The organism is Enterobacter sp. HNDS-6 (assembly GCF_039850505.1).
Taxonomy (GTDB): domain Bacteria; phylum Pseudomonadota; class Gammaproteobacteria; order Enterobacterales; family Enterobacteriaceae; genus Enterobacter; species Enterobacter kobei.
On sequence record NZ_CP156673.1, the window covers coordinates 4,592,132 to 4,616,896 of the forward strand.

Annotated in this window: 16 protein-coding genes and 2 tRNA genes; 7 read left to right on the forward strand and 11 right to left on the reverse strand. The window is 57.2% G+C overall.

The window, feature by feature from the left end:
• Nucleotides 1–141: 141 nt before the first annotated feature.
• Together rssB and rssA are read right to left on the reverse strand one after the other, a co-directional pair.
• Nucleotides 142–1,155, reverse strand: coding sequence for a two-component system response regulator RssB (rssB, locus tag ABFI50_RS21485; RefSeq protein ID WP_047027827.1), 1,014 nt, complete (start codon nucleotides 1,153–1,155; stop codon nucleotides 142–144).
• Between the two features lie 91 nt (nucleotides 1,156–1,246).
• Nucleotides 1,247–2,149 (reverse strand): patatin-like phospholipase RssA, encoded by a 903-nt coding sequence (gene rssA, locus ABFI50_RS21490; RefSeq protein WP_023330575.1) that lies wholly within the window; start codon nucleotides 2,147–2,149, stop codon nucleotides 1,247–1,249.
• A gap of 114 nt (nucleotides 2,150–2,263) precedes the next feature.
• On the opposite strand from rssA, the gene ABFI50_RS21495 reads away from it, so the two are divergent.
• The 4 genes from ABFI50_RS21495 (at nucleotide 2,264) to ABFI50_RS21510 (ending at nucleotide 3,973) form a co-directional block, all read left to right on the forward strand.
• Complete coding sequence (locus tag ABFI50_RS21495) at nucleotides 2,264–2,722, forward strand: YchJ family protein (RefSeq protein ID WP_023330576.1); 459 nt, start codon at nucleotides 2,264–2,266, stop codon at nucleotides 2,720–2,722.
• Nucleotides 2,723–2,768: 46 nt separating this feature from the next.
• Nucleotides 2,769–3,611 carry a formyltetrahydrofolate deformylase gene (gene purU, locus ABFI50_RS21500; protein ID WP_014884171.1) on the forward strand — a complete coding sequence of 281 codons (843 nt, stop codon included), beginning with the start codon at nucleotides 2,769–2,771 and terminating at the stop codon, nucleotides 3,609–3,611.
• A 157-nt stretch (nucleotides 3,612–3,768) separates the two neighbouring features.
• A tRNA-Tyr gene (locus ABFI50_RS21505) sits at nucleotides 3,769–3,853 on the forward strand.
• A gap of 35 nt (nucleotides 3,854–3,888) precedes the next feature.
• Nucleotides 3,889–3,973, forward strand: a tRNA-Tyr gene (locus ABFI50_RS21510).
• 131 nt (nucleotides 3,974–4,104) lie between these two features.
• On the opposite strand, the gene ABFI50_RS21515 is transcribed toward ABFI50_RS21510, so the two are convergent.
• Entirely contained in the window at nucleotides 4,105–4,548 is a 444-nt protein-coding gene (locus ABFI50_RS21515; RefSeq protein ID WP_023338396.1) for an Lrp/AsnC family transcriptional regulator, read from the reverse strand.
• Between the two features lie 108 nt (nucleotides 4,549–4,656).
• Between ABFI50_RS21515 and ABFI50_RS21520 the strand changes: the two genes are divergently transcribed.
• Entirely contained in the window at nucleotides 4,657–5,553 is an 897-nt protein-coding gene (locus tag ABFI50_RS21520; RefSeq protein WP_023338397.1) for a DMT family transporter, read from the forward strand.
• Here ABFI50_RS21520 and narI read toward each other — a convergent pair.
• The 5 genes from narI to ABFI50_RS21545 all read right to left on the reverse strand — a co-directional run bounded on the left by narI (nucleotide 5,550) and on the right by ABFI50_RS21545 (nucleotide 13,986).
• On the reverse strand, nucleotides 5,550–6,227 hold the full coding sequence (gene narI, locus ABFI50_RS21525) for a respiratory nitrate reductase subunit gamma (RefSeq protein WP_023330579.1): 678 nt from the start codon (nucleotides 6,225–6,227) through the stop codon (nucleotides 5,550–5,552). The genes ABFI50_RS21520 and narI overlap by 4 nt on opposite strands.
• The gene (gene narJ / locus ABFI50_RS21530) at nucleotides 6,227–6,937 is read right to left on the reverse strand and encodes a nitrate reductase molybdenum cofactor assembly chaperone (protein ID WP_023338399.1); all 711 of its coding nucleotides are present in this window, start codon (nucleotides 6,935–6,937) and stop codon (nucleotides 6,227–6,229) included. The genes narI and narJ overlap by 1 nt, the downstream gene beginning before the upstream one ends.
• A complete protein-coding gene (narH, locus tag ABFI50_RS21535; RefSeq protein ID WP_347485060.1) occupies nucleotides 6,934–8,469 on the reverse strand; it encodes a nitrate reductase subunit beta in 1,536 nt (511 codons plus the stop codon). Before narH ends, narJ begins: the two co-directional genes overlap by 4 nt.
• Nucleotides 8,466–12,209 (reverse strand): nitrate reductase subunit alpha, encoded by a 3,744-nt coding sequence (locus ABFI50_RS21540; RefSeq protein WP_347485061.1) that lies wholly within the window; start codon nucleotides 12,207–12,209, stop codon nucleotides 8,466–8,468. The genes narH and ABFI50_RS21540 overlap by 4 nt, the downstream gene beginning before the upstream one ends.
• A 379-nt stretch (nucleotides 12,210–12,588) precedes the next feature.
• On the reverse strand, nucleotides 12,589–13,986 hold the full coding sequence (locus ABFI50_RS21545) for a NarK family nitrate/nitrite MFS transporter (RefSeq protein WP_180261684.1): 1,398 nt from the start codon (nucleotides 13,984–13,986) through the stop codon (nucleotides 12,589–12,591).
• 309 nt (nucleotides 13,987–14,295) lie between these two features.
• Here ABFI50_RS21545 and narX point away from each other — a divergent pair, with 309 nt between their 5' ends.
• Together narX and narL are read left to right on the forward strand one after the other, a co-directional pair.
• Complete coding sequence (narX, locus tag ABFI50_RS21550; RefSeq protein WP_117580382.1) at nucleotides 14,296–16,092, forward strand: nitrate/nitrite two-component system sensor histidine kinase NarX; 1,797 nt, start codon at nucleotides 14,296–14,298, stop codon at nucleotides 16,090–16,092.
• On the forward strand, nucleotides 16,085–16,735 hold the full coding sequence (narL, locus tag ABFI50_RS21555; protein WP_008499531.1) for a two-component system response regulator NarL: 651 nt from the start codon (nucleotides 16,085–16,087) through the stop codon (nucleotides 16,733–16,735). The genes narX and narL overlap by 8 nt, the downstream gene beginning before the upstream one ends.
• A 3-nt stretch (nucleotides 16,736–16,738) precedes the next feature.
• On the opposite strand, the gene ABFI50_RS21560 is transcribed toward narL, so the two are convergent.
• The 3 genes from ABFI50_RS21560 to nirB form a co-directional block, all read right to left on the reverse strand.
• Nucleotides 16,739–18,145, reverse strand: a complete 1,407-nt coding sequence (locus ABFI50_RS21560) for a YchO/YchP family invasin (protein ID WP_014884179.1) — start codon at nucleotides 18,143–18,145, stop codon at nucleotides 16,739–16,741.
• Between the two features lie 148 nt (nucleotides 18,146–18,293).
• Nucleotides 18,294–20,771, reverse strand: coding sequence for a nitrate reductase (locus tag ABFI50_RS21565; RefSeq protein WP_088126640.1), 2,478 nt, complete (start codon nucleotides 20,769–20,771; stop codon nucleotides 18,294–18,296).
• A complete protein-coding gene (gene nirB, locus ABFI50_RS21570) occupies nucleotides 20,768–24,754 on the reverse strand; it encodes a nitrite reductase large subunit NirB (protein ID WP_088126639.1) in 3,987 nt (1,328 codons plus the stop codon). The genes ABFI50_RS21565 and nirB overlap by 4 nt, the downstream gene beginning before the upstream one ends.
• Nucleotides 24,755–24,765: the final 11 nt, after the last annotated feature.

Consider the following 24,765-nt stretch of genomic DNA (forward strand, 5'->3'; position numbering starts at 1 on the left):
ATATCAGCCTCGCCCTGCAGTCCGGGTCTGAAAAGAACGCGTTGCCGATCAATTAGGACAAATACGCATGATTCTGGGCTGCGATAGTAGCACTCCCAAGAAAACACAGGTAAAGCAATCTTAAAATTACGCTCCAGTTGCTTATTCCGTGGACAACATTAAGCGTAGCCTTCCCCCAGCCCCCCAAATTTGACACTGCCATGAGGAACAACGGTGGCTAATTTGATTAAGATACGCCGTACCCAGTGTTCCAAGCGGTACACCGTTACTCACCTGAATATGGTGTTCGCCCGTATTCAGTGACGCATTCAGACCTGCTGAAACGAGGATAAGATTCTTTAAACCGCTATGGTAATAACCCACCAGCAGCGGGAACTGTCCCGGTAAATTGGCCTGACGAAAAAGCTGGTTTACTTGTTTGAGTAAACTGCCTAACTCAGGAAGCCGTTGTCCCTGATGCGATAACTGTTCCTGCAATAAACCGTTAAATAGCGCACGAAGTAACAACGCGGCTAATACGCCATTATCCCCTGCACGGGTTACGTCCAGAGAATAAAACGCGAGATCAGAGTCAGACAGTGGCGCAATATCCAGCACCAGCCCAGGCTGGTCAGCCGCCACCAGCTGGCGATAATTTACGCGGCAGTGTGAAATAGTCTGCTGAACGGGTGGCTGAAGTTCTTGCAACAGTTTGGCTGCCGCAGGCGGATCACTTACCAGCGCGTCCCAGTCCTGGAAAAGACGTTCCTCTTCCTCAACGCGGGAATTAAACATATTCGGATAGAGGCACGCTAATACCGTTTCACGTAACCGGTTCAGATCTTTAACGGGTTTAAGCAGGATATCCTGGACGCCAAGGCGCAATGCTTTGGCGATATCGGCCATATTTTCTGTCGCAGAGATCACCAGAATGGGCATCTGGTCACCCTCGTTACGCAGATGTTCAACCAGTTTCAGTCCGTTCATGCGCGGCATCGCGATATCGCAAATCATCAGATCGGGCGTAATGCTGGTCATTTTTTCCAGCGCGTCGATGCCATCTTCAGCCAGTAACGTGTTTGCGCCCAGTGAGGATAACCATGAATCCAGTAGCGATCGGAAAACGGGCTCGTCTTCAACAATCAAAATGTGTTTTCCGGCCAATGGCTGCGTCATGGTTCCTCCCCTGGCTGATAGTTACTAAATAGTGGCATGCTATCGGTACTATCGCCTGTCAGATTTTGCTGAAGTAGTCAAAAAAAGGTGCTTAACGTGCTGTTCGCACAAAAGGCAGCAACTCGTCTATTTTCTTTTCGACGGCTAATGAGCCCGCTGCGATGGCGGCCTCAGCCCGATGGAAATCAAGGGTAGAGATTTGTGGACAGTATGGCTGAATAAGAATATCCGGAGGATCGCCAGCCATACGGTTACGTTTAAGGCGATTCTCAAGAACCTGAATAGAGGTGGTCATGATTTCCATCGCCGTCGGTGCGGCGACCGAGCGTCGTGCGGCCAGACGCCCAATCCTTCCACGCAAACGCGCGTGCCAGGCAAGCTTCTCGCCTTCGGCATCTTCGCTCTGGAGATTGACCGGCATAAGGTCTTGCTGCATCAGGTGAGCATCGTGCTGCAAATCCACGGCAATAACGATATCTGCCCCCATGGCACGCGTCAGAGAGATGGGAACAGGATTAACGACGCCACCATCGACAAGCCAATAACCGTTATGGGGGACAGGTGCCATAAGCCCGGGAATGCTGCATGAGGCACGCACCGCAAGGTGAATATCTCCTTCGGTCAGCCAGAGTTCGCGTCCGGTGCTGAGATTCGTCGCGACGGCGCCGAAAGGCATCTGACAATCCGTGAAGTCCTGAAGAGGCATAACCTGGCGGAACTGGTTAAAGACGCGTTCGCCGCGCAACAGTCCACCGCGTTGCCAGGAGAGATCCATCAGGCGAAGCACGTCCCAGTAGCTGAAGGAACGTACCCAGGTTTCGAGTTCCGGGAGTTTGCCGCACGCATACGCGGAGCCGACAAGCGATCCTATGGAACATCCCGCAACGATATCGACGTCAACGCCCATCTTGTTTAAGGCATTAATCACGCCGATGTGGGACCATCCCCGGGCTGCACCTGAGCCCAGCGCCAGTCCAATTTTAACCTTTCTCATTAGCCCTGTTTTACTTCCCCTGGATTCCTGACATAGCGTCAACGCAACAGCTCAGTTAACATAGTGCTACCCGAGGCGTTTAACGCCCTTATTTTTTATTCCAGGAAGAGAATCGTGTCTCAACTCTGCCCCTGTGGTAGCGCTCTGGAGTATAGCCTATGTTGCCAGCGATATCTTTCTGGCAATCAGGTTGCACCGGACCCGTCACACCTCATGCGTTCACGGTATACTGCTTTTGTGATCAAAGACGCAGACTACCTGATAAAAACCTGGCACCCATCCTGCCACGCCGCCGACTTCAGACAAGAGATCGAAGCCGGGTTTACGCATACCCAATGGCTAGGACTTACCGTCTTTGAATCGTCACCCGGCAGTCACGACGACGAAGGCTTTGTCAGCTTTGTCGCCCGCTTTACCGAGAACAATAAACCTGGCGCCATTATCGAGCGTTCCCGGTTCTTAAAGGAAAGCGGGCAATGGTATTATATTGACGGTACGCGCCCACAGTTTGGTCGTAACGATCCCTGCCCTTGTGGTTCAGGTAAAAAATTTAAAAAGTGTTGCGGGCAGTAACGCCTGACAACCCAGACTTCGCAAATACAAACAGGATTTCCCGGCGATGCAATCATTACAACGTAAAGTTCTGCGCACTATCTGTCCCGATCAAAAAGGGCTGATCGCACGAATTACCAACATTTGCTACAAACATGAACTGAATATCGTGCAGAACAACGAGTTCGTTGACCACCGTACCGGTCGTTTCTTCATGCGAACCGAACTGGAAGGTATTTTCAACGACACCACCCTGCTTGCCGATCTGGACAGCGCGCTGCCGGAAGGTTCGGTGCGTGAGCTGAATCCAGCGGGCCGTCGTCGCGTTGTGATTCTGGTGACGAAAGAAGCTCACTGCCTGGGCGATCTGCTAATGAAAGCCAATTACGGCGGTCTGGATGTTGAAATCGCCGCGGTTATCGGCAACCACGAGACCCTGCGCACGCTGGTTGAACGGTTTGATATTCCGTTTGAACTGGTGAGCCATGAAGGCCATACCCGTGAAGAGCATGACAACCTGATGGCTGAAGCCATTGAAGCGCATAATCCGGACTACGTGGTGCTGGCGAAATATATGCGCGTGCTGACGCCCTCTTTCGTGGCGCGTTTCCCGAACAAGATCATCAACATTCACCACTCATTCCTGCCAGCCTTCATTGGTGCCCGCCCTTACCATCAGGCGTACGAGCGCGGCGTGAAGATCATCGGCGCGACCGCGCACTACGTGAATGACAATCTGGACGAAGGCCCAATCATCATGCAGGACGTCATTCACGTGGATCACACCTACACGGCAGAAGACATGATGCGCGCTGGCCGTGACGTTGAGAAAAATGTGTTAAGCCGTGCACTGTATCAGGTGCTGGCACAGCGTGTCTTTGTCTACGGTAACAGAACGATTATTCTTTAATCGACAATGAAATGAACTGGTTAGCTTTCCAGCTTTGCGCGTAAAAATCAGGCAACCAGTTTATTTTTATTGTGGTAACGCTTTACAGGGGCGTGTCATTTGATATGATGCGCCCCGCTTCCAGCAGGAAGCGGGCCAGTAAATAGCATTACCCCGTGGTGGGGTTCCCGAGCGGCCAAAGGGAGCAGACTGTAAATCTGCCGTCATCGACTTCGAAGGTTCGAATCCTTCCCCCACCACCATCTCTCAGCATTACCTCAAAATGTGAATTACCCCTGGTGGGGTTCCCGAGCGGCCAAAGGGAGCAGACTGTAAATCTGCCGTCATCGACTTCGAAGGTTCGAATCCTTCCCCCACCACCATCATTTCCAAACACCTCTGAATTATCTGCTCGCACTCGACGTCATGCATTTCCGTTATGGGGAAGGATGAGAAGCTTCGACTAAGCCGTTGTAGGCCGGGTAAGGCGCAGCCGCCACCCGGCGACAGGCAGCTACATCGGTGGCAATCGTCGCTTCACCGGCGAACTCTTCACAATCGACGTATTACACTGCGCATGTTCCGCCAGCCCGTCCAGCAACACATCCAGTTGCTCTATCGAGCGCACCACCAGCCTGATCACGAAGCAATCTTCCCCGGTCACTTTGTCGCTCTCAATACACTCCGGCATCGCCTGAATGTACTTATCGACTTTATGCAGCAACCCAGGCAGCGGCCGCACGCGCACCAGCGCCTGCAGCGTATATCCCAACGCCGCCAGATTCACCCGCGCACAATATCCCTGAATCACACCGCGTTCTTCCAGCCTTTTCAGCCGTTCTGCCGTGCTGGGTGAGGTCAAACCGATACGGCCACTGAGCACCTTCAGCGACATGCGCGCATCTTCAACCAGGCAGGTTAATATGTGTCTGTCGATCTCATCGAGAAGGTTTTCCATCGATTTTGCCTCATTTTAAAAAGTCATCACTCTCTTTCACCTTATATCAACCCTGTAAAACCCGACAGCGATTTTCGACAATAAGGTCATTAAATCAGGAGGTGGATAATGCGTGATTTCCATAAAGGCGTCTGGCAAATGAGCCTGGCGATGTTAATTTCCGGCTCTATCGGTGCGTTTGTTTTACTCTCCGGTCTGCCCGTCACGGAAGTGGTCTTCTGGCGCTGTCTTATTGGGGCCATAACACTTTTTATTTTTATCCGGGTCAGTCAAAAGCCCTTTAGTCCCCTCACCCGCACCACGCTGATGCTGGCGATTCTCGGGGGTGTGGCATTAGTTGTGAACTGGCTACTGCTTTTCGCCGCTTACGAACGTATCTCTATTGGCCTGTCTACCGTGGTATATAACACCCAGCCGTTTATGCTGGTATTGATGGGGATGTTTTTAGGTGAGCGCGTCAGCCTGGTAAAATGGGGCTGGCTGTTCCTCGCCTTTGGCGGAGTGGTGATATTGCTCTCCAGTGAGCTGACCGGAGCCCAGAACAGTAAATGGCTCGCAGGGGTTGGTCTGGCCATGGCCGCGGCCTTCTTCTATGCGCTGACGGCAATCATTGCGCGCAAACTCAAAACAATCGCCCCACAGCATATCGCTTTTATCCAGGTGCTGACCGGCGTGGTGATGCTGCTGCCTTTTGCCAGCCAGCCGTCGCTCTCCGGTGATTTTCCCTGGCCGATCTTGCTGACGCTGGGCATCGTCCATACCGGTATTATGTATCAACTGCTGTATAGCGCGATCCAGAAACTGCCAACGCCGGTGACCGGCTCCCTGTCGTTTATCTATCCGGTGGTGGCAATTATTGTAGATAATCTGGTGTTCGGACACGCATTGAACCTGACGCAGCTGGCGGGTGGCGCGTTAATCCTGTTTGCCGCGGCGGGCAACAACCTGGGCTGGGGCGAAAAAAAACCCCGCGAGTGCGGGGTTGGTATTAAAACGGTGAATTAGCGACGGGCACGCACAATCTGATACTTGCGCGTCAGGTACTCCACCGGCGCGCTCCAGATGTGTACCAGACGGGAGAACGGGAAAAGCACAAACAACGTCATCCCCAGCACCAGGTGAACGCGGAAGATAAACGCCACGCCGTCCAGGTGTTCGGACGCGCCACCGTGGAAAGTCACCACGGACTGCGCCCAGCCGACCAGCTTCATCATTTCACTGCCGTCCATATGCTGCGCCGAGAACGGAATGGTCAGCAGACCCAGCGCGCATTGCACCACCAGCAGGGAAAGGATCAGGATGTCCGCCGCGGTGGTCGTTGCCCGCACCCGCGGGCTGAACAGACGACGTTTCAGCAACAGCAGGCCCCCGACGAGGGTCATCACGCCGCAGGCACCGCCCGCGATCATCGCCATCTTCTGCTTCACCTCAATCGGCAGCCACGCTTCGTACATCCAGTGCGGGGTCAGCATCCCGAGGAAGTGCCCGGCAAAAATCCCGAGGATCCCGATATGAAACAGGTTAGACGCGACGTGCATCCCCTTACGATCCAGCATCTGGCTGGAGGCAGCACGCCAGGTGTACTGGCCGTAGTCATAACGCAGCCAGCTTCCCACCAGGAACACGGTGCCCGCGATATACGGGTAAATGTCAAAGAAGAACATATTCAGGAAGTGCATTAGTGCCGTCCTCCGTTAGAGATATCCAAATATTGCGGAGCGACCGCCCCGGCAAAACGACGCTGGTGAGCGGAGATTTCAGACTCGCCGCAGCTCTGGTCAGCAAAGAATTTCACCTGCTCTTCCTCCCAGACCGCATCCAGCGCTTGCGGGGTATCATCGCGGGCTTCATCCGCGATTTTCTCCGCCACTTTTTCACTGTCGACTGCGGCGTTTGCCAGCTTCATCAGCAGGTCGAACAGCACCGCATAGCGGCTCTCACGCTGCTGAAGACGCGCGCTGAGCAACGCCAGGATCGGCGCGATGTCCTGCAGACCGCCAAGCGCCTCGTCTTTCGGCAGTTGAGCCAGATACTCCAGGTACAGCGGCAGATGATCCGGCAGCTCGCGGCTGTCGAGCATCAGGCCGTGCTGCTCGTACTGAGCCATCAGGTCCACCATCGCCTGACCCCGGTCGCGGGATTCACCATGAACGTGTTCGAACAGCAGTAACGACGTTGCACGGCCACGGTCAAACAGCTGGCTGTAGTCCGCCTGCGCGTCGAGCAGATCGCGCGCTAACAGGTCGCGGAGGAAAACGCCCAGCGTCTGGGCATCCTCTTTATCCAGGTTTTCAGATGACGCGAGTGCATCAAAAAGCTCCTGCTGATGCTGCGCAAGCGCAGCATCCGGATACTCGAGCAGACGCGAAACAATGACGAGTTCAATCATTGGTGCGGCTCCGTTTTGCTGGTCACATCCATGGCGTCGATGCGGCGGCTGTTAAACAGGTTGAATTTGCTGTCTGACCCATGGCAACCGTCGCCAAAACTAAAGCCACAGCCATTTTTCTCCGGGAAGGCCTCGCGAGCCAGTTCACGGTGGCTGCTCGGCACCACGAAACGGTCTTCATAGTTGGCAATTGCCAGGTAGCGGTACATCTCCTGGGCCTGTGCTTCAGTCAGACCGACCTCGTCCAGCGCGCGGGTATCGTTAACGCCATCAACGGTTTCCGCACGCTTAAAGTGACGCATCGCCAGCATACGTTTCAGCGCCAGCAGTACCGGCTGGGTATCCCCTGCGGTCAGCAGGTTTGCCAGATACTGAACCGGGATACGCAGGCTCTCGACGTCCGGCAGAATGCCGTTGCTGCCCAGCTCGCCTGCATCGGCAGCAGACTGGATTGGCGACAGCGGCGGCACGTACCAGACCATCGGCAGCGTGCGGTATTCCGGATGAAGCGGCAGAGCCAGCTTCCAGTCCATCGCCATTTTATACACCGGCGACTGCTGCGCCGCGTCGATAACGCTTTGTGGAAAACCGTCCTTAAGCGCCTGCTCAATGACTTTCGGATCGTTCGGGTCAAGGAACACGTCCAGCTGACGCTGATACAGATCTTTCTCGTTCTCGGTACTCGCGGCATTTTCAATCGCGTCTGCGTCATACAGCAGCACGCCGAGGTAGCGGATACGGCCTACGCAGCTTTCGGAGCAGACGGTTGGCTGACCTGCTTCGATACGCGGGTAGCAGAAGATGCACTTCTCTGATTTCCCGCTCTTCCAGTTGAAGTAGATTTTTTTGTACGGGCAGCCGGTGATGCACATACGCCAGCCGCGGCATTTGTCCTGGTCGATCAGGACGATGCCGTCCTCTTCACGCTTGTAGATGGCGCCGCTTGGGCAGGTCGCCACGCACGCCGGGTTCAGGCAGTGCTCGCAAAGGCGCGGCAGATACATCATGAAGGTGTTTTCGAACTGGCCGTACATCGCCTTCTGCATGTTCTCGAAGTTCTGGTCTTTGGCGCGTTTTTCGAACTCGCCGCCCAGAATCTCCTCCCAGTTTGGACCGCTGGTAATTTTGTCCATGCGCTTCCCGGTGATCAGCGAGCGAGGACGCGCGATCGGCTGGTGTTTGCTTTCTGGCGCGTTGTGCAGGTTCTGGTAGTCATAGTCAAACGGCTCGTAGTAATCCTCAATGCCCGGCAGATGCGGGTTAGCGAAGATTTTTCCCAGAAGCATCGCGCGGTTACCCATGCGCGGCTGCAGCTTGCCGTTGATTTTACGGATCCAACCGCCCTTCCACTTCTCCTGGTTTTCCCAGTCGGTCGGGAAGCCGGTACCCGGCTTGCTTTCCACGTTGTTGAACCAGGCGTACTCCATACCTTCACGGCTGGTCCAGACGTTTTTACAGGTGACCGAGCAGGTGTGACAGCCGATGCATTTATCCAGATTCAGCACCATGCCGACTTGTGAACGAATTTTCATTTTACGCTCTCCTGTACCTGGTCATTACCTTCGCCGTCTAACCAGTTAATGTTCTTCATCTTACGTACCACCACGAACTCATCGCGGTTCGATCCTACGGTGCCGTAGTAGTTAAAGCCGTAGGCCAGCTGCGCATAGCCCCCGATCATATGGGTCGGCTTCGGCGTAATACGGGTCACGGAGTTGTGGATCCCGCCGCGCTGTTCGGTGATTTCTGACCCCGGCAGGTTAACGATACGTTCCTGCGCGTGGTACATCATGGTCATCCCGGCCGGTACGCGCTGGCTCACCACCGCACGTGCCGTCAGGGCACCGTTGCTGTTAAACACCTCGATCCAGTCGTTATCTTCAATACCCAGATCTTTGGCATCCGTCTCGCTCATCCAGACAATCGGACCGCCGCGCGAAAGCGTCAGCATCAGCAGGTTGTCGCTATAGGTCGAGTGGATCCCCCACTTCTGGTGCGGCGTCAGGAAGTTCAGCGCCTTTTCAGGGTTACCGTTGGATTTCGCGCCCATAACTGCGGTTACGGAGCGGGTGTCGATTGGCGGACGGTACACCAGCAGGCTTTCACCGAAGTCACGCATCCACTGGTGATCCTGATACAGGGACTGACGACCGGACAGCGTGCGCCATGGGATCAATTCGTGAACGTTGGTGTAACCGGCGTTATAGGAGACATGCTCATCTTCAAGTCCTGACCAGGTCGGGCTGGAGATAATCTTGCGCGGCTGGGCCTGAATATCGCGGAAGCGGATTTTCTCTTCCTCTTTATTCGTTGCCAGATGCGTGTGGTCACGACCGGTAAACTCGCTCAGCGCTGCCCACGCCTTCACCGCCACGTGGCCGTTGGTTTCCGGCGCCAGGGTCAGGATCATCTCTGCGGCATCAATCGCCGTGTTCAGCATTGGCTGGCCTTTCGCCGGGCCGTCCGCTTTGGTGTAATTGAGCTTACGCAGCAGATCCATTTCGCTCTGGGTATTCCAGGCAATCCCTTTCCCGCCGTTACCGATTTTCTCCATCAGCGGACCGATAGAGGTAAATCGCTCGTACGTCGCCGGGTAATCACGCTCCACCGGAATGATGTGCGGCGCGGTCACGCCCGGGATCAGGTCACATTCGCCTTTTTTCCAGTCTTTGACGTCCAGCGGCTGCGCCAGCTCTGCCGTAGAGTCGTGCTGGATTGGCAGCGTCACCACGTCGGTCTCTTTGCCCAGATGCCCGACGCACACTTCAGAGAATTTCTTCGCGATATCTTTGTAGATATCCCAGTCGCTTTTCGACTCCCACGCCGGATCAACCGCGGCAGACAGTGGATGAATAAACGGATGCATATCCGAGGTATTCATGTCGTCTTTTTCGTACCAGGTCGCGGTTGGCAGCACGATATCGGAATACAGGCAGGTACTGGACAGACGGAAGTCGAGGGTCACCACCAGATCCAGCTTGCCGTCCAGACCGTTGTCTTTCCATTCCACCTCTTCCGGCTTCACGCCACCCTGCTTGCCGAGATCTTTCCCCTGGATACCGTTCTCGGTACCGAGCAGGTATTTCAGCATGTACTCGTGACCTTTACCGGACGAGCCCAGCAGGTTGGAGCGCCAGATGAACAGGTTACGCGGATGGTTTTTGCCGTTCTCTGGCTGTTCAGCCGCGAAACGGATTGAGCCGTCTTTCAGGGACTTAACGGTGTAATCCACCGGTGACATTCCTGCTTTTTTCGCCTCTTCCGCGATGCGCAGCGGGTTAGTCCCCAGCTGCGGCGCAGAGGGCAGCCAGCCCATGCGCTCAGCACGGACGTTGAAGTCAATCAGGTGGCCGCTGTAGCGAGATTTATCCGCCATTGGCGACAGCAATTCCTGCGCGGTAACCGTCTCGTAGCGCCACTGGCTGGAGTGGTTATAGAAGTACGAGGTACTGTTCATGTGACGTGCAGGACGCTGCCAGTCAAGGGCAAACGCCAGCGGCTGCCAGCCGGTCTGCGGACGCAGTTTTTCCTGGCCTACGTAGTGGGCCCAACCGCCGCCGCTCTGACCGACACAGCCGCAGAAGATCAGCATGTTGATCAGGCCACGATAGTTCATATCGAGGTGATACCAGTGGTTCAGACCCGCGCCGACGATGATCATTGAGCGACCGTGCGTCTTATCCGCGTTTTCTGCAAATTCGCGGGCGATACGGGTAATCTGTGCGCGAGGAACGCCGGTGATCTGCTCCGCCCATGCCGGGGTGTAGGCTTTTACGTCGTCATAGCTGGTTGCGCAGTTTTCATCATTCAGACCCCGTTCCAGACCGTAGTTCGCCATGGTCAAATCGTAAACGGTAGTGACGAGCGCCGTTGAGCCATCAGCCAACTGCAGGCGTTTAACCGGCAGTTTATGCATCAGAACATTTTTCAGTTCAACCTTGTTGAAGTGCTCTGATCCTTCGCCTCCAAAGTACGGGAAGCCGACCTCGGCGATCTCGTCCTGGCTGCCCAGCATGCTGAGACGCAGTTCCGTCTCTTCACCGGTGGTACCGTTACGCTGTTCGAGGTTCCACTTGCCCTTCTCACCCCAGCGGAAGCCGATAGAGCCGTTAGGTGCCACCAGCTCGCCGTTGCTGTTATACGCAACGGTTTTCCATTCAGGGTTATTTTCCTGGCCCAGCGCGTCCACCAGATCGGCGGCGCGCAGCGTACGGCCAGCGGCGTAGTAACCATCACGCTCTTCCAGCATCACCAGCATCGGCATGTCGGTGTAGCGACGTACATAGTCGGTGAAATACTGACTTGGTTTATCGAGGTGGAATTCGCGCAGCATAACGTGGCCCATCGCCATCGCCATCGCGGCGTCGGTACCCTGTTTCGGTGCCAGCCACAGGTCACACAGTTTGGCAATTTCCGCGTAGTCCGGGGTGATCGCAACGGTTTTGGTCCCTTTGTAGCGGACTTCGGTAAAGAAGTGCGCGTCCGGGGTACGGGTCTGCGGAACGTTAGAGCCCCAGGCGATGAGGTAGCTTGAGTTGTACCAGTCAGCAGATTCCGGCACGTCGGTTTGCTCGCCCCATGTCTGCGGAGACGCAGGCGGCAGGTCGCAGTACCAGTCGTAGAAGCTCAGACAGGTGCCGCCGATCAGTGACAGATAGCGCGCGCCGGAGGCGTAAGAGACCATCGACATCGCCGGGATCGGCGAGAAGCCTGCCACGCGGTCAGGGCCGTAGGTTTTGACAGTGTAGACGTTAGAGGCGGCAATCAGCTCGTTCACCTCTTTCCAGGAGGAACGAACAAAGCCACCGCGGCCGCGAGCCTGCTTAAAGCTTTTCGCTTTATCCGCATCTTCGATGATGGACGCCCAGGCATCAACCGGATCGCTGTGCTGCACTTTCGCTTCACGCCACATTTTCATCAGACGCTTACGCATCAACGGGTATTTCAGACGGTTAGCGCTATAGAGATACCAGGAGTAGCTGGCGCCACGCGGGCAGCCGCGCGGTTCGTGGTTCGGCATATCCGGGCGGGTGCGCGGATAGTCGGTCTGCTGCATTTCCCAGGTCACCAGACCGTTTTTAACGAAAATCTTCCAGCTACATGAGCCAGTGCAGTTTACGCCGTGGGTAGAACGGACAACTTTGTCATGCTGCCAGCGTTGACGGTAACCGTCTTCCCAGTCCCGGTTGGTATCCAGAACCTGGCCGTGCCCATCGGCAAAAGTTTCACCCTTCTGTTTGAAGTAGCGAAACCGGTCCAAAAATTTGCTCATCGGGTATCTCCTGTGTGGAGCCTGTGGCTCTCTAAATCGACATTGCTGATTTGCAGCGAAGGTAACGCTCTGAAAGAGGAGGAGAATTGATAACGATCAAGGCGACGAGGGACTTTCAGGGGTGGGGTTAGGCCAAATACCACCAAAGCGGTAGATTTTAAAAATTCATAATAATATGATTTTTAATGATATTTCCATTTCATCGTACAATAACCCCGGCAAAATTTAACATCTCAGGTATTAAGGGGTAGACCTCCCTGCAAGGCGACGGCGATCACAGTGTTACCGGCGCGCTTCTGTGCAAACCCACCAGTATGTTGTAACTACTTCCAGATCAAAAAAAACGCGGCCCCAAGGCCGCGCAAACGGATAATCACACTTACTTATTTTTCTTGGTATTACGGCCATATACCAGCCACGTAATCACAACGCAGGCGATATAGAACACAAGGAACACTTTCATCGCACCCGCCGGGGAACCGGTCAGGTCAAGCGAAATACCGAACGCTTTCGGGATAAAGAAGCCGCCAATGGCACCGATGGCAGAGATAAAGCCCAGCGCAGCAGCGGTATCCGTCGCCGCTTCACGCATCGCCTGCTCTTCGCTTCCACCCTGCGCTTTCACGCGATCCATCGTCAGCTTACGGAAGATCACGGAGATCATCTGGAAGGTGGACGCACTCCCCAAACCGGCCGTCAGGAACAGCACCATAAACACGGCGAAGAAGGCGATGAAGTTACCGCCCTGTCCGTCCGCTGGCAGCGTCAGGAACAGCAGCGCACAGAAGACCGCCATCACGACAAAGTTCACCAGCGTCACGCGGGTACCGCCCAGACGGTCAGAAACCATGCCGCCCAGTGAGCGAGCCAGCGCGCCAATAAATGGACCAAAGAAGGCGAATTGCAGGATCTGCACGTCCGGGAACTGGGTTTTCGACAGCATGGCGAAACCGGCAGAGAAACCGATAAACGACCCGAAGGTGGCCAGATACAGCAGCGCCATCACCCAAAGGTGTCCACGTTTCAGCACCGGCAGCTGTTCACTCAGTGACGCCTTCGACGCAGACAGATCGTTCATAAAGAACCACGCAGCCAGGGTGAAGACCACCAGGAACGGCACCCAAATCCAGGCGGCGTTCTGCAGGTAGAGGGAAGAACCATCCGCCTGTTCAACGCCACCGCCACCAAAGGCAGCAAAAATGGACACCGAGATCGCCAGCGGCGCGATCAGCTGCATCACGCTCACGCCCATGTTGCCCAGACCACCGTTAATGCCCAGCGCGCCACCCTGTTTCGCTTTCGGGAAGAAGAAGCTGATGTTCGCCATACTGGAGGCGAAGTTCGCACCCGCAAAACCGCACAGCAGGGAGATGATCACGAACACGCTAAACGGCGTGGACGTATCCTGCACCGCGAAGCCGAGCCACACGCAAGGCACGATCATGATCCCGGTACTGAATGCCGTCCAGCGACGGCCACCAAAGACCGGCACCATAAAGGCGTAAGGAACGCGCAGCAGCGCGCCAGACAGTGACGGCAACGCGGTCAGCATAAACAGCTGATCGGTTGTGAACGTAAACCCAACTTTTGGCAGATTTACCGCCACTGCACTAAACAACATCCATACGCAAAACGCTAATAACAGACACGGAACGGAAATCCACAGATTCCGGCTTGCTACACGATGGCCGCGCTGTTGCCAGAACGCCGGATCCTCTGGACGCCAGTCTGTAATAACGGCACCATTTTCCCTTTCGGGAGCGGATGAGTGACTCATAGACACCTCTGATTCTCGAATGATGCTGCAAACATTAGGGTTTTAGGGCGGCGGTAAGTTGATATAAATCAAAGGAAAAGTTCGAGGATTTGCGGCACGAAAAAAGGTCTTATCCTTAGTGAGTAGTCAAATCAGATCAAAAAGGCGTTGTTTTTCACGGCGCTGACGCGTCCCTGCTCCCCCTACCCTCAGATGCATACTCCACTGGCAATTTAGGAGTAATCATTTATAGGTATGGGTATACTCCAGGGTATGCACCAGAATAGCGCCATTCCTGCAAGCAGGCCACGTCAGGAGCCCGGCAACTCTATGTTAAAAAGATGTTTATCACCGCTGACACTCGTCAATCAGTTAGCCCTGATCGTTTTGCTGTCCACCGCACTCGGCGTGACCGGCATGGCGATTTCTGGGTGGCTGGTACAAGGGGTACAGGGTAATGCGCATGCCATCAATGAGGCAGGCTCGCTACGCATGCAGAGTTACCGTCTGCTGGCGTCGGTGCCTCTGACGCAGGACGACCAGCCTCTCATTGATGAAATGGAGCGCACGGCTTTCAGCCCTGAACTGGAAAATGCAGCCATCCGCGCCGGTCAGCAATCCCAGCTTAAAGCCCTTCAGGGCTACTGGCACACCCAACTGGAACCCGGACTGAAACAGGCGCAAAGCCCGGAGACGGTCGCGCAGGACGTGGCGGGTTTTGTCTCACGCATTGATGCCCTGGTCTCCTCTTTTGACCAAACCACTGAATTACGCATCGACCGGGTGGTGATGGTACACCGTGCCATGGCGCTGTTTATGGGCCTGCTGCTGATCTTCACCATTATCTGGCTTCGCGCGCGGCTGCTGAATCCGTGGAAACAGCTGCTGGCCATGGCCCGGGCGGTTACCGCCCGGGATTTTACCCAGCGCACGCACATCAGCGGACGCAACGAAATGGCGATGCTCGGCCAGGCGCTCAACACCATGTCGGCAGAGCTGTCCGAAAGCTACGCGGTGCTTGAGCAGCGCGTACAGGAAAAAACGGCCGGGCTGGAGCAGAAAAACGAAATCCTCTCTTTCCTGTGGCAGGCCAACCGCCGGCTGCACATGCAGGTGCCGCTCTGTGAACGCCTCTCCCCGGTGCTGAATGGCCTGCAAAATCTGACCCTGCTGCATGACCTGGAACTGCGAGTTTACGACGTGGAAGATGAAGATAATCATCAGGAGTTTACCTGTCAGTCCGACATGTCCTGTGATGATAAAGGCTGTCATTTATGCCCTCGCGGCCTGCCGCCGTCGACCACTGGCGGCACGACGCTGAAATGGCGACTAACGGACAGCCATACCCAGTACGGTATTCTGCTGGCGACCCTGCCCGCCGGGCGTCATCTGAGCCACGATCAGCAACAGCTGGTTGATACGCTGGTTGAACAGCTAACGGCCACGCTGGCGCTCGACAGGCATCAGGAAAAACAGCAGCAGCTGATCGTTATGGAAGAACGCGCCACCATCGCCCGCGAGCTGCATGACTCAATCGCCCAATCGCTCTCCTGTATGAAAATGCAGGTAAGCTGCCTGCAGATGCAGGATGCGCAGATGCCGGACAGTAATAAACAGCTGCTCAGCCAGATACGCAACGAGCTGAATACCTCCTGGGTACAGCTGCGTGAGCTGCTGACCACCTTCCGCCTGCAGCTGACCGAGCCGGGCCTGCGTCCGGCGCTGGAAGCCAGCTGTCATGAGTTTAGCGCCCGGCTGGGGTTCCCGGTGAAGCTGGATTACCAGCTGCCGCCGCGGTTTGTCCCGTCACATCAGGCTATTCATCTACTGCAGATCGCCCGTGAAGCGCTCAGCAACGTGCTTAAACACGCGGAAGCGACGGCGGTCACGGTCACCGTCAGCCAGCACGCTAACCAGGTCAGACTCACGGTTCACGACAACGGCCGTGGCGTGCCGGAAAATGCCGAGCGCACGAACCACTATGGTTTAATCATTATGCGAGACCGCGCCCAAAGCCTGCGCGGTGATTGTCAGGTTCGCCGGAGAGAGACGGGTGGCACGGAAGTCGTGGTCACCTTTATTCCCGAAAAACCGCTTACAACTTCTCAAGGAGAAACCCATGACTAATCAGGAACCGGCATCCATCCTGTTGATCGACGACCATCCGATGCTGCGTACTGGCGTAAAACAGCTGGTCAGCATGGCACCCGATATTACCGTGGTTGGCGAAGCCAGCAACGGGGAACAGGGCATTGAGCTCGCCGAGTCCCTCGATCCCGATCTGATCCTGCTCGATCTGAACATGCCCGGCATGAACGGCCTGGAGACCCTCGACAAGCTGCGGGAAAAATCACTTTCCGGACGCATCGTCGTCTTTAGCGTCTCGAACCATGAAGAAGATGTAGTCACGGCGCTGAAGCGCGGCGCGGATGGTTATCTGCTGAAAGATATGGAGCCGGAAGATCTGCTTAAAGCACTGCAGCAGGCTGCGGCCGGCGAGATGGTGCTGAGTGAAGCCCTGACGCCGGTGCTGGCCGCCAGCCTGCGGGCCAACCGCGCCACGTCTGACCGTGACGTCAGCCAGTTAACACCGCGCGAACGCGATATTCTCAAACTAATCGCCCAGGGGCTGCCGAATAAAATGATCGCCCGCCGTCTGGATATCACCGAAAGCACGGTCAAAGTGCATGTGAAGCATATGCTGAAGAAAATGAAGTTAAAATCCCGCGTTGAGGCCGCCGTGTGGGTACATCAGGAACGCATTTTTTAAGGATTACTCATCCGGCAGCAGCTTCCAGCGCGGGTCGTCGTCAGGTATAGCGATCAGCGGCTGCACCACCGCAAGCGTGATCTCATTGGACGAGACGCGCTGGCCCTTCTCATCTTCCACTACCGCCGAAAGATGCCAGCGGTTTGTCGCGCCTTCTGCCTCATTCCAGGCAGGCATAATCACGCTCCAGCCGTCGCTGCTGTTACCCTTCCCGGGCGACGTCAGGCTCAGTGCCTGGGTATCGCCCTGCCAGTGGATCTGACGGATGCCGTGCGTGCTACGAATCTGTAGCTTCAGCATGACGGTTTCCCCCCCTTTCAGATCCCACGGCGGCGTTGCCAGCCAGACGGACAGCGTTTTACGCTGGCGGAACTCCATAATCGGAAGGCTGTTGCGCTCGGGGGAATCATAGCGGCTGCCACGCAGAGAACGCGTGGCCGCAACTTCACTGGCGGAGAGTTGCTTTACCAGCGGCACGCCAAAGCGGTAGTTAAGCTTCAGGCCGAGGTTATTCTGGCTTTCGCCGCTTTCACCCTGCTTATGCGCGGCGGTCAGCGTGACCAGCGGAACCGGGGTATAGTTAAGCCCAAGATTGACCGCCACCGGGTTGTGATAGCCGGTTCCGCTGTTGAAGAGATCAACGTTGTCGCCAAAATACTGCTCGACGCTGACGCTGGTGTTCAGGTGATGAAACCACGGCAGCCAGGCTTTGGCGGTGACATCATATCCCCGCGCCATTCGCTGTTCCTGAACATCAGATCTGTCGCGCCATCCGGCAAACGGCTGGTAATAGTTCGCTGACAGGCGCAGATTCTCCCCCCACACCTCGGCGCCCAGTCCGGCACGCTGCAGGTTTTCGTCCAGCAGATTATCGTAGAAGGTGTTATAGCCCAGCAGCCATTTTCCGGCGACCCAGCGCTGGCCGATTCCGGCGTTACTGACCAGGCCATCCGTCTGCTGCGTCAGGCCAAGCTGGCTCCAGCTCAGGTAACGGTTGTTATCATTCCAGGGGATAAACCAGCTCCCGCTGCTGCCGTTAAATTTGCCCTCGTTATCCACCAGTAAATTGACGCTGGCGTTCCCCCAGGGCGACAGCCAGGACTCAATCTGCTGGTTCACTTCGCCGCTCACCGCGTCGCGCACCTGACCAAAGGCAAACTGACGCGCCTGCTCGCCCGTTGTCAGGCCGTTGTCGGTCATACTGGCTTCACCAAAGGCTTTCGCCATTTCGGCCAGGTGCTTTTCCCCTTCCCCTGAGGGAGCAGCCATACCCAGGTCGGGCAGATTATCCCCGTTATTATCAAAAGGATTTTGTGCCTGCTGGATAAAGGAACGCGGCGCACCGTGAACGGCTCCGGCCGTAAGAAGGGGGAGTAAGAGCAGAAAACGAATGCGGGACGATACAACCATCAACGTCGTAAAAAAGAACCTGTGTTTAGGGATAAACTCTTATTATGTTAACGCGATAAGCCTGGAAATGCAGTTCTGGCGGAAATTTCAGGATTATCCTGAAACTGATTGTCGGGTGGCGGCTACGCCACCCGACGCCCTTACACCATCATCCAAACAGTCCTTTCAACTCCGAAACGCAGGAGCCACAGTTCGTGCCGCACCGTAACGTTGCCCCCAGCGCGGCGACGCTTTCGCACCCTCCGGCTATCGCCTCCCGAATCGCATTTTCTCCGACGCTGAAGCAGCTACAGATAATGCGTCCCGGATCCACCGTCTCCTCCACACCCTGCCCGTTCAGCAGCGCATGACGCTCTGCAGGCGTCGTGGGGGGCGAGCGAAAAGCAGCGTCAATGATCGGGTGTACCAGCTCCGGTAACGTGGTTCCTTCCCAGAAGCCGAGCATCAGCTGACCTTCATGCCAGGCCAGCACGCTACTGCGTTCGCCGGTTTGAGCAACCTGTAACTGCCAGCCCCGGCTGCTGGCGTAGTTCATGACCCACGACAGCAACGGTTTATCTCCTGATACCGTCAGATGCGAGGCTTTACGCCACCAGTGAACCCAGGATGGTAACGCCGGCTGTTCGTGGGTATAGAGCACCCCTTGCCAGGCGGGCAGCCAGGGCATGATCCGAACGGCGGTTTGTTTGCTCTCCGGCTGGCCAGACGCCGGATCGCAGCGCCCTTCCACCAGCGCATTCACCTTTCCCTGACGGGCAAACACGGCGTTCCAGTGCATCGGGGCAAAGGCCTCGCCTTGCCGGATGCCGCGGTTGACTCGCACTCTGGCGACCATCACGCCGCGCGGCGAACTGATCCGCGCCAGCTGGCCATCACACAACGAGAACCGCACGGCATCGCTGGCGCAGACCTCAACAAACGGCTCCGCGATATGCTGCATCAGCCGGGACATATACCCCGTCCGGGTCATGGTGTGCCATTGATCGCGGATGCGTCCGGTATTGAGGATCACCGGGTACAGCGTGCTGACCGCCGCACCGTGCTGGACCGGATCGACCGGCACCAGGTTTCGGCGCGGAAAATCCCCCGTTGACCACTGATACGGCTCCAGCCGCTCCCACGCTTCCCGGGTAAGTTCAGCCAGGTCATGCAGGTTCAATGCCCGCGTGCCGTCATTTTCAAAGGCCGTCAGCGCCGCGTGTTCGCAAAAAATCTCGTGCGGATGTTGCCAGGCAAAGGCGTCGCCGTGCCCCAGCCGTTTTGCAATCTGCGCGACGATCCACCAGTCCGGTTTTGCCTCTCCCGGGGCAGGCAGAAAGGCGCGCTGGCGCGAAATACGCCGCTCGGAATTGGTCACAGTGCCGTCCTTCTCCCCCCAGGCCAGCGCCGGAAAACGGATATGGGCGAACCGGCTGGTGTCGGTATCGTTCATGACCTCAGAAACAATCACCAGCGGGCAGCCTGCCAGCGCCTGACATACGGCGTGACTGTCCGGCAGCGAGACCGCTGGGTTGGTGCCCATGATCCACACCGCCTTCACCTCGCCACGGGCAATGGCATCGAACAGTTCAACCGCCATCAGGCCTGGCGTCTGCGCCAGCCTTTCCGTTCCCCAGAAACGCGCCACCCGCGAAAGGTCGTCCGGCTCAAAGTTCATGTGCGCCGCCAGCTGATTTGCCAGCCCGCCCACTTCCCGTCCGCCCATGGCGTTTGGCTGTCCGGTCAGCGAAAACGGACCGCAGCCCGGGCGGTTGAATTTTCCGCTGGCAAGATGGACGTTGATGATGGCGTTACACTTGTCGCTACCGCTCGATGACTGGTTGATCCCCATGGTGTAGAGCGTGATCGCGCGTGGCGCGGTGACAAACCAGTCATAAAACACACCAATATCCTGCACAGGAAGGTCGCAAAACGCCGCCACGCGGGCCATCGGCCACGCGTCGGTTCCCTGGATCACATTGAGCAACCCCACAAACAGCCCCGCATCGCTGCCGGGTTTTAGCGCCAGATGCAGGTCAGCGATATCACAGGTAGCCGTTTCACGCGGGTCAATCACCACCACCTTCATCTGCGGATTGGTTTGCTTTGCCTGCACCAGCCGCTGGTACAGAACGGGGTGCGTCCAGGCGGCATTCGAGCCCACCAGTACCACCAGATCGCTGTTCTCCACGTCCTCGTAACTGCACGGCACCACGTCCTCACCGAAGGCACGTTTATAACCCACCACCGCTGACGACATGCAGAGCCGGGAGTTGGTATCAATGTTCGCCGCCCCGATGAACCCCTTCATCAGCTTGTTAGCGGCGTAGTAATCCTCGGTTAACAGCTGGCCGGACGCGTAGAATGCCACCGCCTGCGGCCCCCATGTGTCGATAATGTGCTGGAGCCGTTCACCTGCCGCCTCCAGTGCCTGCGTCCAGTCCACCTCATGACCGTCGAGGACCGGGCGCAATAGCCGCCCCTGTAAATCGGTTGTCTCCCCCAGGGCGGACCCTTTCACGCACAGGCGACCAAAATTCGCCGGATGGGTTTCATCTCCCCGAACGCTGACCACGCCGCCTTCCACGCGGGCGACCACGCCGCAGCCCACCCCGCAGTAGGGGCATGTTGTCCGGGTTTCTGTCATGAAGCCTCCGCACGCATGACCAGGGCATCGTTACCGACCCACACTTTGCCGTTTTCGATTTTCACCGGCCAGGCGCGTACCGCAGGCTCACCATTTTCAACCTGACAGCCATCGCGCAGACGAATGCGCTGTTTATAAAGCGGAGAGATCACCACCGGCTCCCCCGCCGCATCGCCAAGAATGCCGCGAGAAAGCACGTTCGCACGGCTTCCTGGCTCCAGGTCATCGAGGGCATAAACGGTTTTGCCAAAGCGGAACAGCGCAATTGCGTTGTGACCGAGACGCGCGCCAATGCCCGCCTGTTCGGGGATATCCTCGATACCGCAGATTTCCTGCCAGCGTTTGCCTTGCTCTGCGGCAGTGTCGTTTACAGCGGTGCGGAACAGCGCCAGACGGTTGGGATCGTTGAGCGTGGTCTGCCATTCGCACTGGTAGGTTTCTACCACCCGGGCCATCTCCTGCTCCAGTTCGTGGGCAATACCCAGACTGTCGTCGAGGATCACCTCGCGCAGATAGTCGAGGCCCCCTTCCAGGTTGTCCATCCAGGTGCTGGTGCGCTGCAGGCGATCCGCCGTGCGGATGTAGAACATCAGGAACCGGTCAACGGTACGGATCAGCGTTTCATCGTCCAGATCGCTGGCGAAAAGATCCGCATGGCGCGGCTTCATGCCGCCGTTGCCGCACAGGTAGAGGTTCCAGCCTTTATCGGTGGCAATGACGCCCACGTCTTTGCTCTGCGCCTCGGCACACTCGCGGGTACAGCCGGAAACCGCCATTTTGATTTTGTGCGGCGCGCGCAGGCCTTTGTAACGGTGCTCCAGTTTGACCGCAAGTCCGGTGGAGTCCTGCACGCCATAGCGGCACCAGGTCGACCCAACGCAGGATTTTACCGTGCGCAGAGATTTCCCGTAAGCGTGGCCGGTCTCAAATCCGGCTTCCACCAGCGCCTGCCAGATCTCCGGTAGCTGTTCCAGAGTGGCGCCAAAGAGGTCAATACGCTGCCCGCCAGTGATTTTGCTGTAAAGGCTATAGCGCTTTGCAATCTGGCCGATGGCGATCAGCCCGTCGGCGGTCACTTCCCCGGCGGGCATACGCGGCACGATGGAATAGGTTCCGTCCTTCTGAATATTGGCAAAGTAACGGTCGTTGGTGTCCTGCAGCGGCAGATGGGCCGGTTTAAGCAGATACTCGTTCCAGCAGGAAGCCAGCACGGACCCGACCAGCGGCTTACAGATTTCGCACCCGTGTCCCTGACCGTAGCGGCTGATGAGCTGGTCAAAGGTGCGGATATGGTTGACGCGCACCAGGTGATAAATTTCCTGGCGTGACCAGGGGAAGTGTTCACAGATATCCTTTTTCACCTCCACGCCCTGTTCAGCAAGCTGAAACTCCATCACCTGCTTCACCAGCGCACTACAGCCCCCGCAACCGGTCGCCGCTTTGGTGCACTGTTTGATGGCACCGATATCCGTTGCGCCCGCGCTCACGGCCTGGCAAATATCGCCCTTGCTGACGTTATGACACGAACAGATCTGCGCACTTTCCGGCAGCGCCGCCACGCCCAGCGCTTTTGGCGCGCTGCCTGAGGATGCGGGTAATATCAGGGTTTCCGGCGCTTTCGGCAGGCTGATTCCATTGAGCATCATCTGCACCAGCGTGGCGTATTCGCTGGCGTCCCCCACCAGCACGCCGCCGAGCAGCGTTTTGCTGTCGTGGCTGACCACGATTTTCTTGTAGATTTGCTGCGGGCCGTGCGTCCACTGGTAGCTCAGCGCCCCCGGCGTGCGCCCGTGAGCGTCGCCAAACGACGCCACATCCACGCCCAGCAGCTTGAGTTTGGTGCTCATATCCGCGCCGGTGAAGGTTTTATCCTCCCCTGCCAGCGCGGCGGCGGCCACGCGTGCCATCTGGTAGCCCGGGGCAACCAGTCCAAAGATTTTCCCTTCCCACAACGCGCATTCGCCAATGGCAAACACGTCACGGTCGGAAGTCTGGCAGCCATCGTCAATGCAGATCCCGCCGCGCTCGCCGATAGCCAGCCCGCTGCTGCGCGCCAGCGCGTCCTGCGGACGGATACCGGCAGAAAAGACCACCAGGTCCGTTTCCAGCGCTTCGCCATCGGCAAAGCGCAGCACCAGCCCGTCATCCGTCGACGCAATTTCCGTGGTGGCTTTAGCGGTGTGAACGCCCACGCCCAGCGCCTCGATTTTCTTGCGCAGCATCGACGCACCGTCGTTATCGAGCTGAACCGCCATCAGATTGGGCGCAAACTCCACCACGTGAGTATCGAGCCCGAGTTGTTTCAGGGCGTTTGCTGCCTCCAGCCCCAGCAGCCCGCCGCCGATGACGACCCCGCGACGCGCACCCGCCGCATGGGCCGCAATGTTGTCGAGATCGTCGAGCGTGCGGTAGACAAAACAGCCCGGCAGATCGTTACCCGGTACCGGCGGGACAAACGGGTATGAGCCGGTCGCCAGCACCAGTTTATCCCAGTGCGTTTCATGCCCACTGGCGGTACGCACCACGCGCGCGTCGCGGTCAATGGCGACAATCTGCTGCGACAGGCGCAGCTCAATGCCGTTATCAGCAAAAAAATCCCCTGCCACCAGCGAGAGCGAATCCGCACTGCGGCCGCCAAAATACTCGGACAGATGCACGCGGTCATAGGCGGCATAGCGCTCTTCACCAAAGACCACGATCTGATACTGCTGATGTAAGTTGCGGTTAACGCAATCTTCGAGAAAATGATGGCCGACCATACCGTGCCCAACCACCACCAGAGTAGGTTTTGTCATAGCGTTCTGTCCTGCAACCTGTGGTTGCGTAGTGAATCGATCGAACAGCCAGTCCGCGTGTGCGGGCGCAGCCGTTGCCAGTAAATCGGTAAATGTCGCCGCGTTGCGGCAATCTCCCATCAGCAGCACGCCAGCCAGCGTCCCCTGATGGATCAGTAAGCGACGATAGTGACGCGTCAGCGGATCCCATGAACGCCAGACCACGTCGCCCTCCTGCTCCGCCGCACGACCCAGGCTGAACAGCTCCACGCCGGTCACCTTGAGGCGCACACCGTTGTCGGTGAGGGTAAACGGCGCAGTGGTGTCGCCCGACAGCCGTGCGGCGAGGATATCGGCCTGCGCCAGACAGGGGGCGACCAGGCCAAACGTCTGGCCATCAATTTCGCAGCACTCGCCAATGGCATAGATGTCCGGCGCGGAGGTCTGCATCCGGTGATTCACCACAATCCCGCGCGCGCAATGAAGGCCGCTGGCCTTTGCCAGGTCAATGTTGGGCTGCACGCCGGTCGCCAGCACCACGCGCGCCGTAGCAATACTGCGTCCATTGAGCAACGTCACGGTGTTGTCGTTAATCGCCGAGATGCCGGAGGCAAGCTCACAGCGTACGCCCCGTTCCGCCAGCGCCTCCTCCAGCAGCGCGCCAGCCTGTTGATCCAGCTGTTGTTCCATCAGCCACGGACCGCGATGAACGAGCGTGACGTTGTCACCTGAGCGTGCCAGTGCTGCCGCAGTCTCAACCCCAAGCACGCCGCCCCCCAGCACCACCGCCGGACCGGAAATTGCCTGAATGGCGCAGGTATCCTCCAGGGTGCGGAACGTGAACACCTGCGGCGCATCACCGCCGGGGATCGGCGGAACAAAAGGCGTTGAACCGGTGGCAAATACCAGGGCATCCCAGCCCAGCGTGCGGGTGGCGGTTCGCACTTCCCGTGAGGCCACGTCCACGGCAAGCGCCCTTTCGCCCCGCAGCACCGTAACGCCACGTACCCGGTACCAGTCCTCATCCTGAAGACAGATATCCGCTGCCGCTTTCTCGCCCCCCAGCACCGGCGAAAGCTGAATGCGGTTATAGGCATGCTCAGGCTCATCACCGACGACGGTGATAGCAAAACGACCCGAGGCCCGCCCGGTTAGCCCGTCAATCAGCCGGGTGGCCGCCATTCCATTCCCGATAATGACCAGTCGCATCAAAGCCCCCT

What these genes read in the sequence shown, in the direction of transcription:
- rssA (WP_023330575.1), bottom strand. Translation starts at nt 2,149, where the DNA reads ATGAGAAAGGTTAAAATTGGACTGGCGCTGGGCTCAGGTGCAGCCCGG.
- ABFI50_RS21545 (WP_180261684.1), bottom strand. Translation starts at nt 13,986, where the DNA reads ATGAGTCACTCATCCGCTCCCGAAAGGGAAAATGGTGCCGTTATTACA.
- narI (WP_023330579.1), bottom strand. Translation starts at nt 6,227, where the DNA reads ATGCACTTCCTGAATATGTTCTTCTTTGACATTTACCCGTATATCGCG.
- ABFI50_RS21540 (WP_347485061.1), bottom strand. Translation starts at nt 12,209, where the DNA reads ATGAGCAAATTTTTGGACCGGTTTCGCTACTTCAAACAGAAGGGTGAA.
- narX (WP_117580382.1), top strand. Translation starts at nt 14,296, where the DNA reads ATGTTAAAAAGATGTTTATCACCGCTGACACTCGTCAATCAGTTAGCC.
- ABFI50_RS21520 (WP_023338397.1), top strand. Translation starts at nt 4,657, where the DNA reads ATGCGTGATTTCCATAAAGGCGTCTGGCAAATGAGCCTGGCGATGTTA.
- narJ (WP_023338399.1), bottom strand. Translation starts at nt 6,937, where the DNA reads ATGATTGAACTCGTCATTGTTTCGCGTCTGCTCGAGTATCCGGATGCT.
- ABFI50_RS21565 (WP_088126640.1), bottom strand. Translation starts at nt 20,771, where the DNA reads ATGACAGAAACCCGGACAACATGCCCCTACTGCGGGGTGGGCTGCGGC.
- narL (WP_008499531.1), top strand. Translation starts at nt 16,085, where the DNA reads ATGACTAATCAGGAACCGGCATCCATCCTGTTGATCGACGACCATCCG.
- nirB (WP_088126639.1), bottom strand. Translation starts at nt 24,754, where the DNA reads ATGCGACTGGTCATTATCGGGAATGGAATGGCGGCCACCCGGCTGATT.
- narH (WP_347485060.1), bottom strand. Translation starts at nt 8,469, where the DNA reads ATGAAAATTCGTTCACAAGTCGGCATGGTGCTGAATCTGGATAAATGC.
- ABFI50_RS21560 (WP_014884179.1), bottom strand. Translation starts at nt 18,145, where the DNA reads ATGGTTGTATCGTCCCGCATTCGTTTTCTGCTCTTACTCCCCCTTCTT.
- purU (WP_014884171.1), top strand. Translation starts at nt 2,769, where the DNA reads ATGCAATCATTACAACGTAAAGTTCTGCGCACTATCTGTCCCGATCAA.
- rssB (WP_047027827.1), bottom strand. Translation starts at nt 1,155, where the DNA reads ATGACGCAGCCATTGGCCGGAAAACACATTTTGATTGTTGAAGACGAG.
- ABFI50_RS21515 (WP_023338396.1), bottom strand. Translation starts at nt 4,548, where the DNA reads ATGGAAAACCTTCTCGATGAGATCGACAGACACATATTAACCTGCCTG.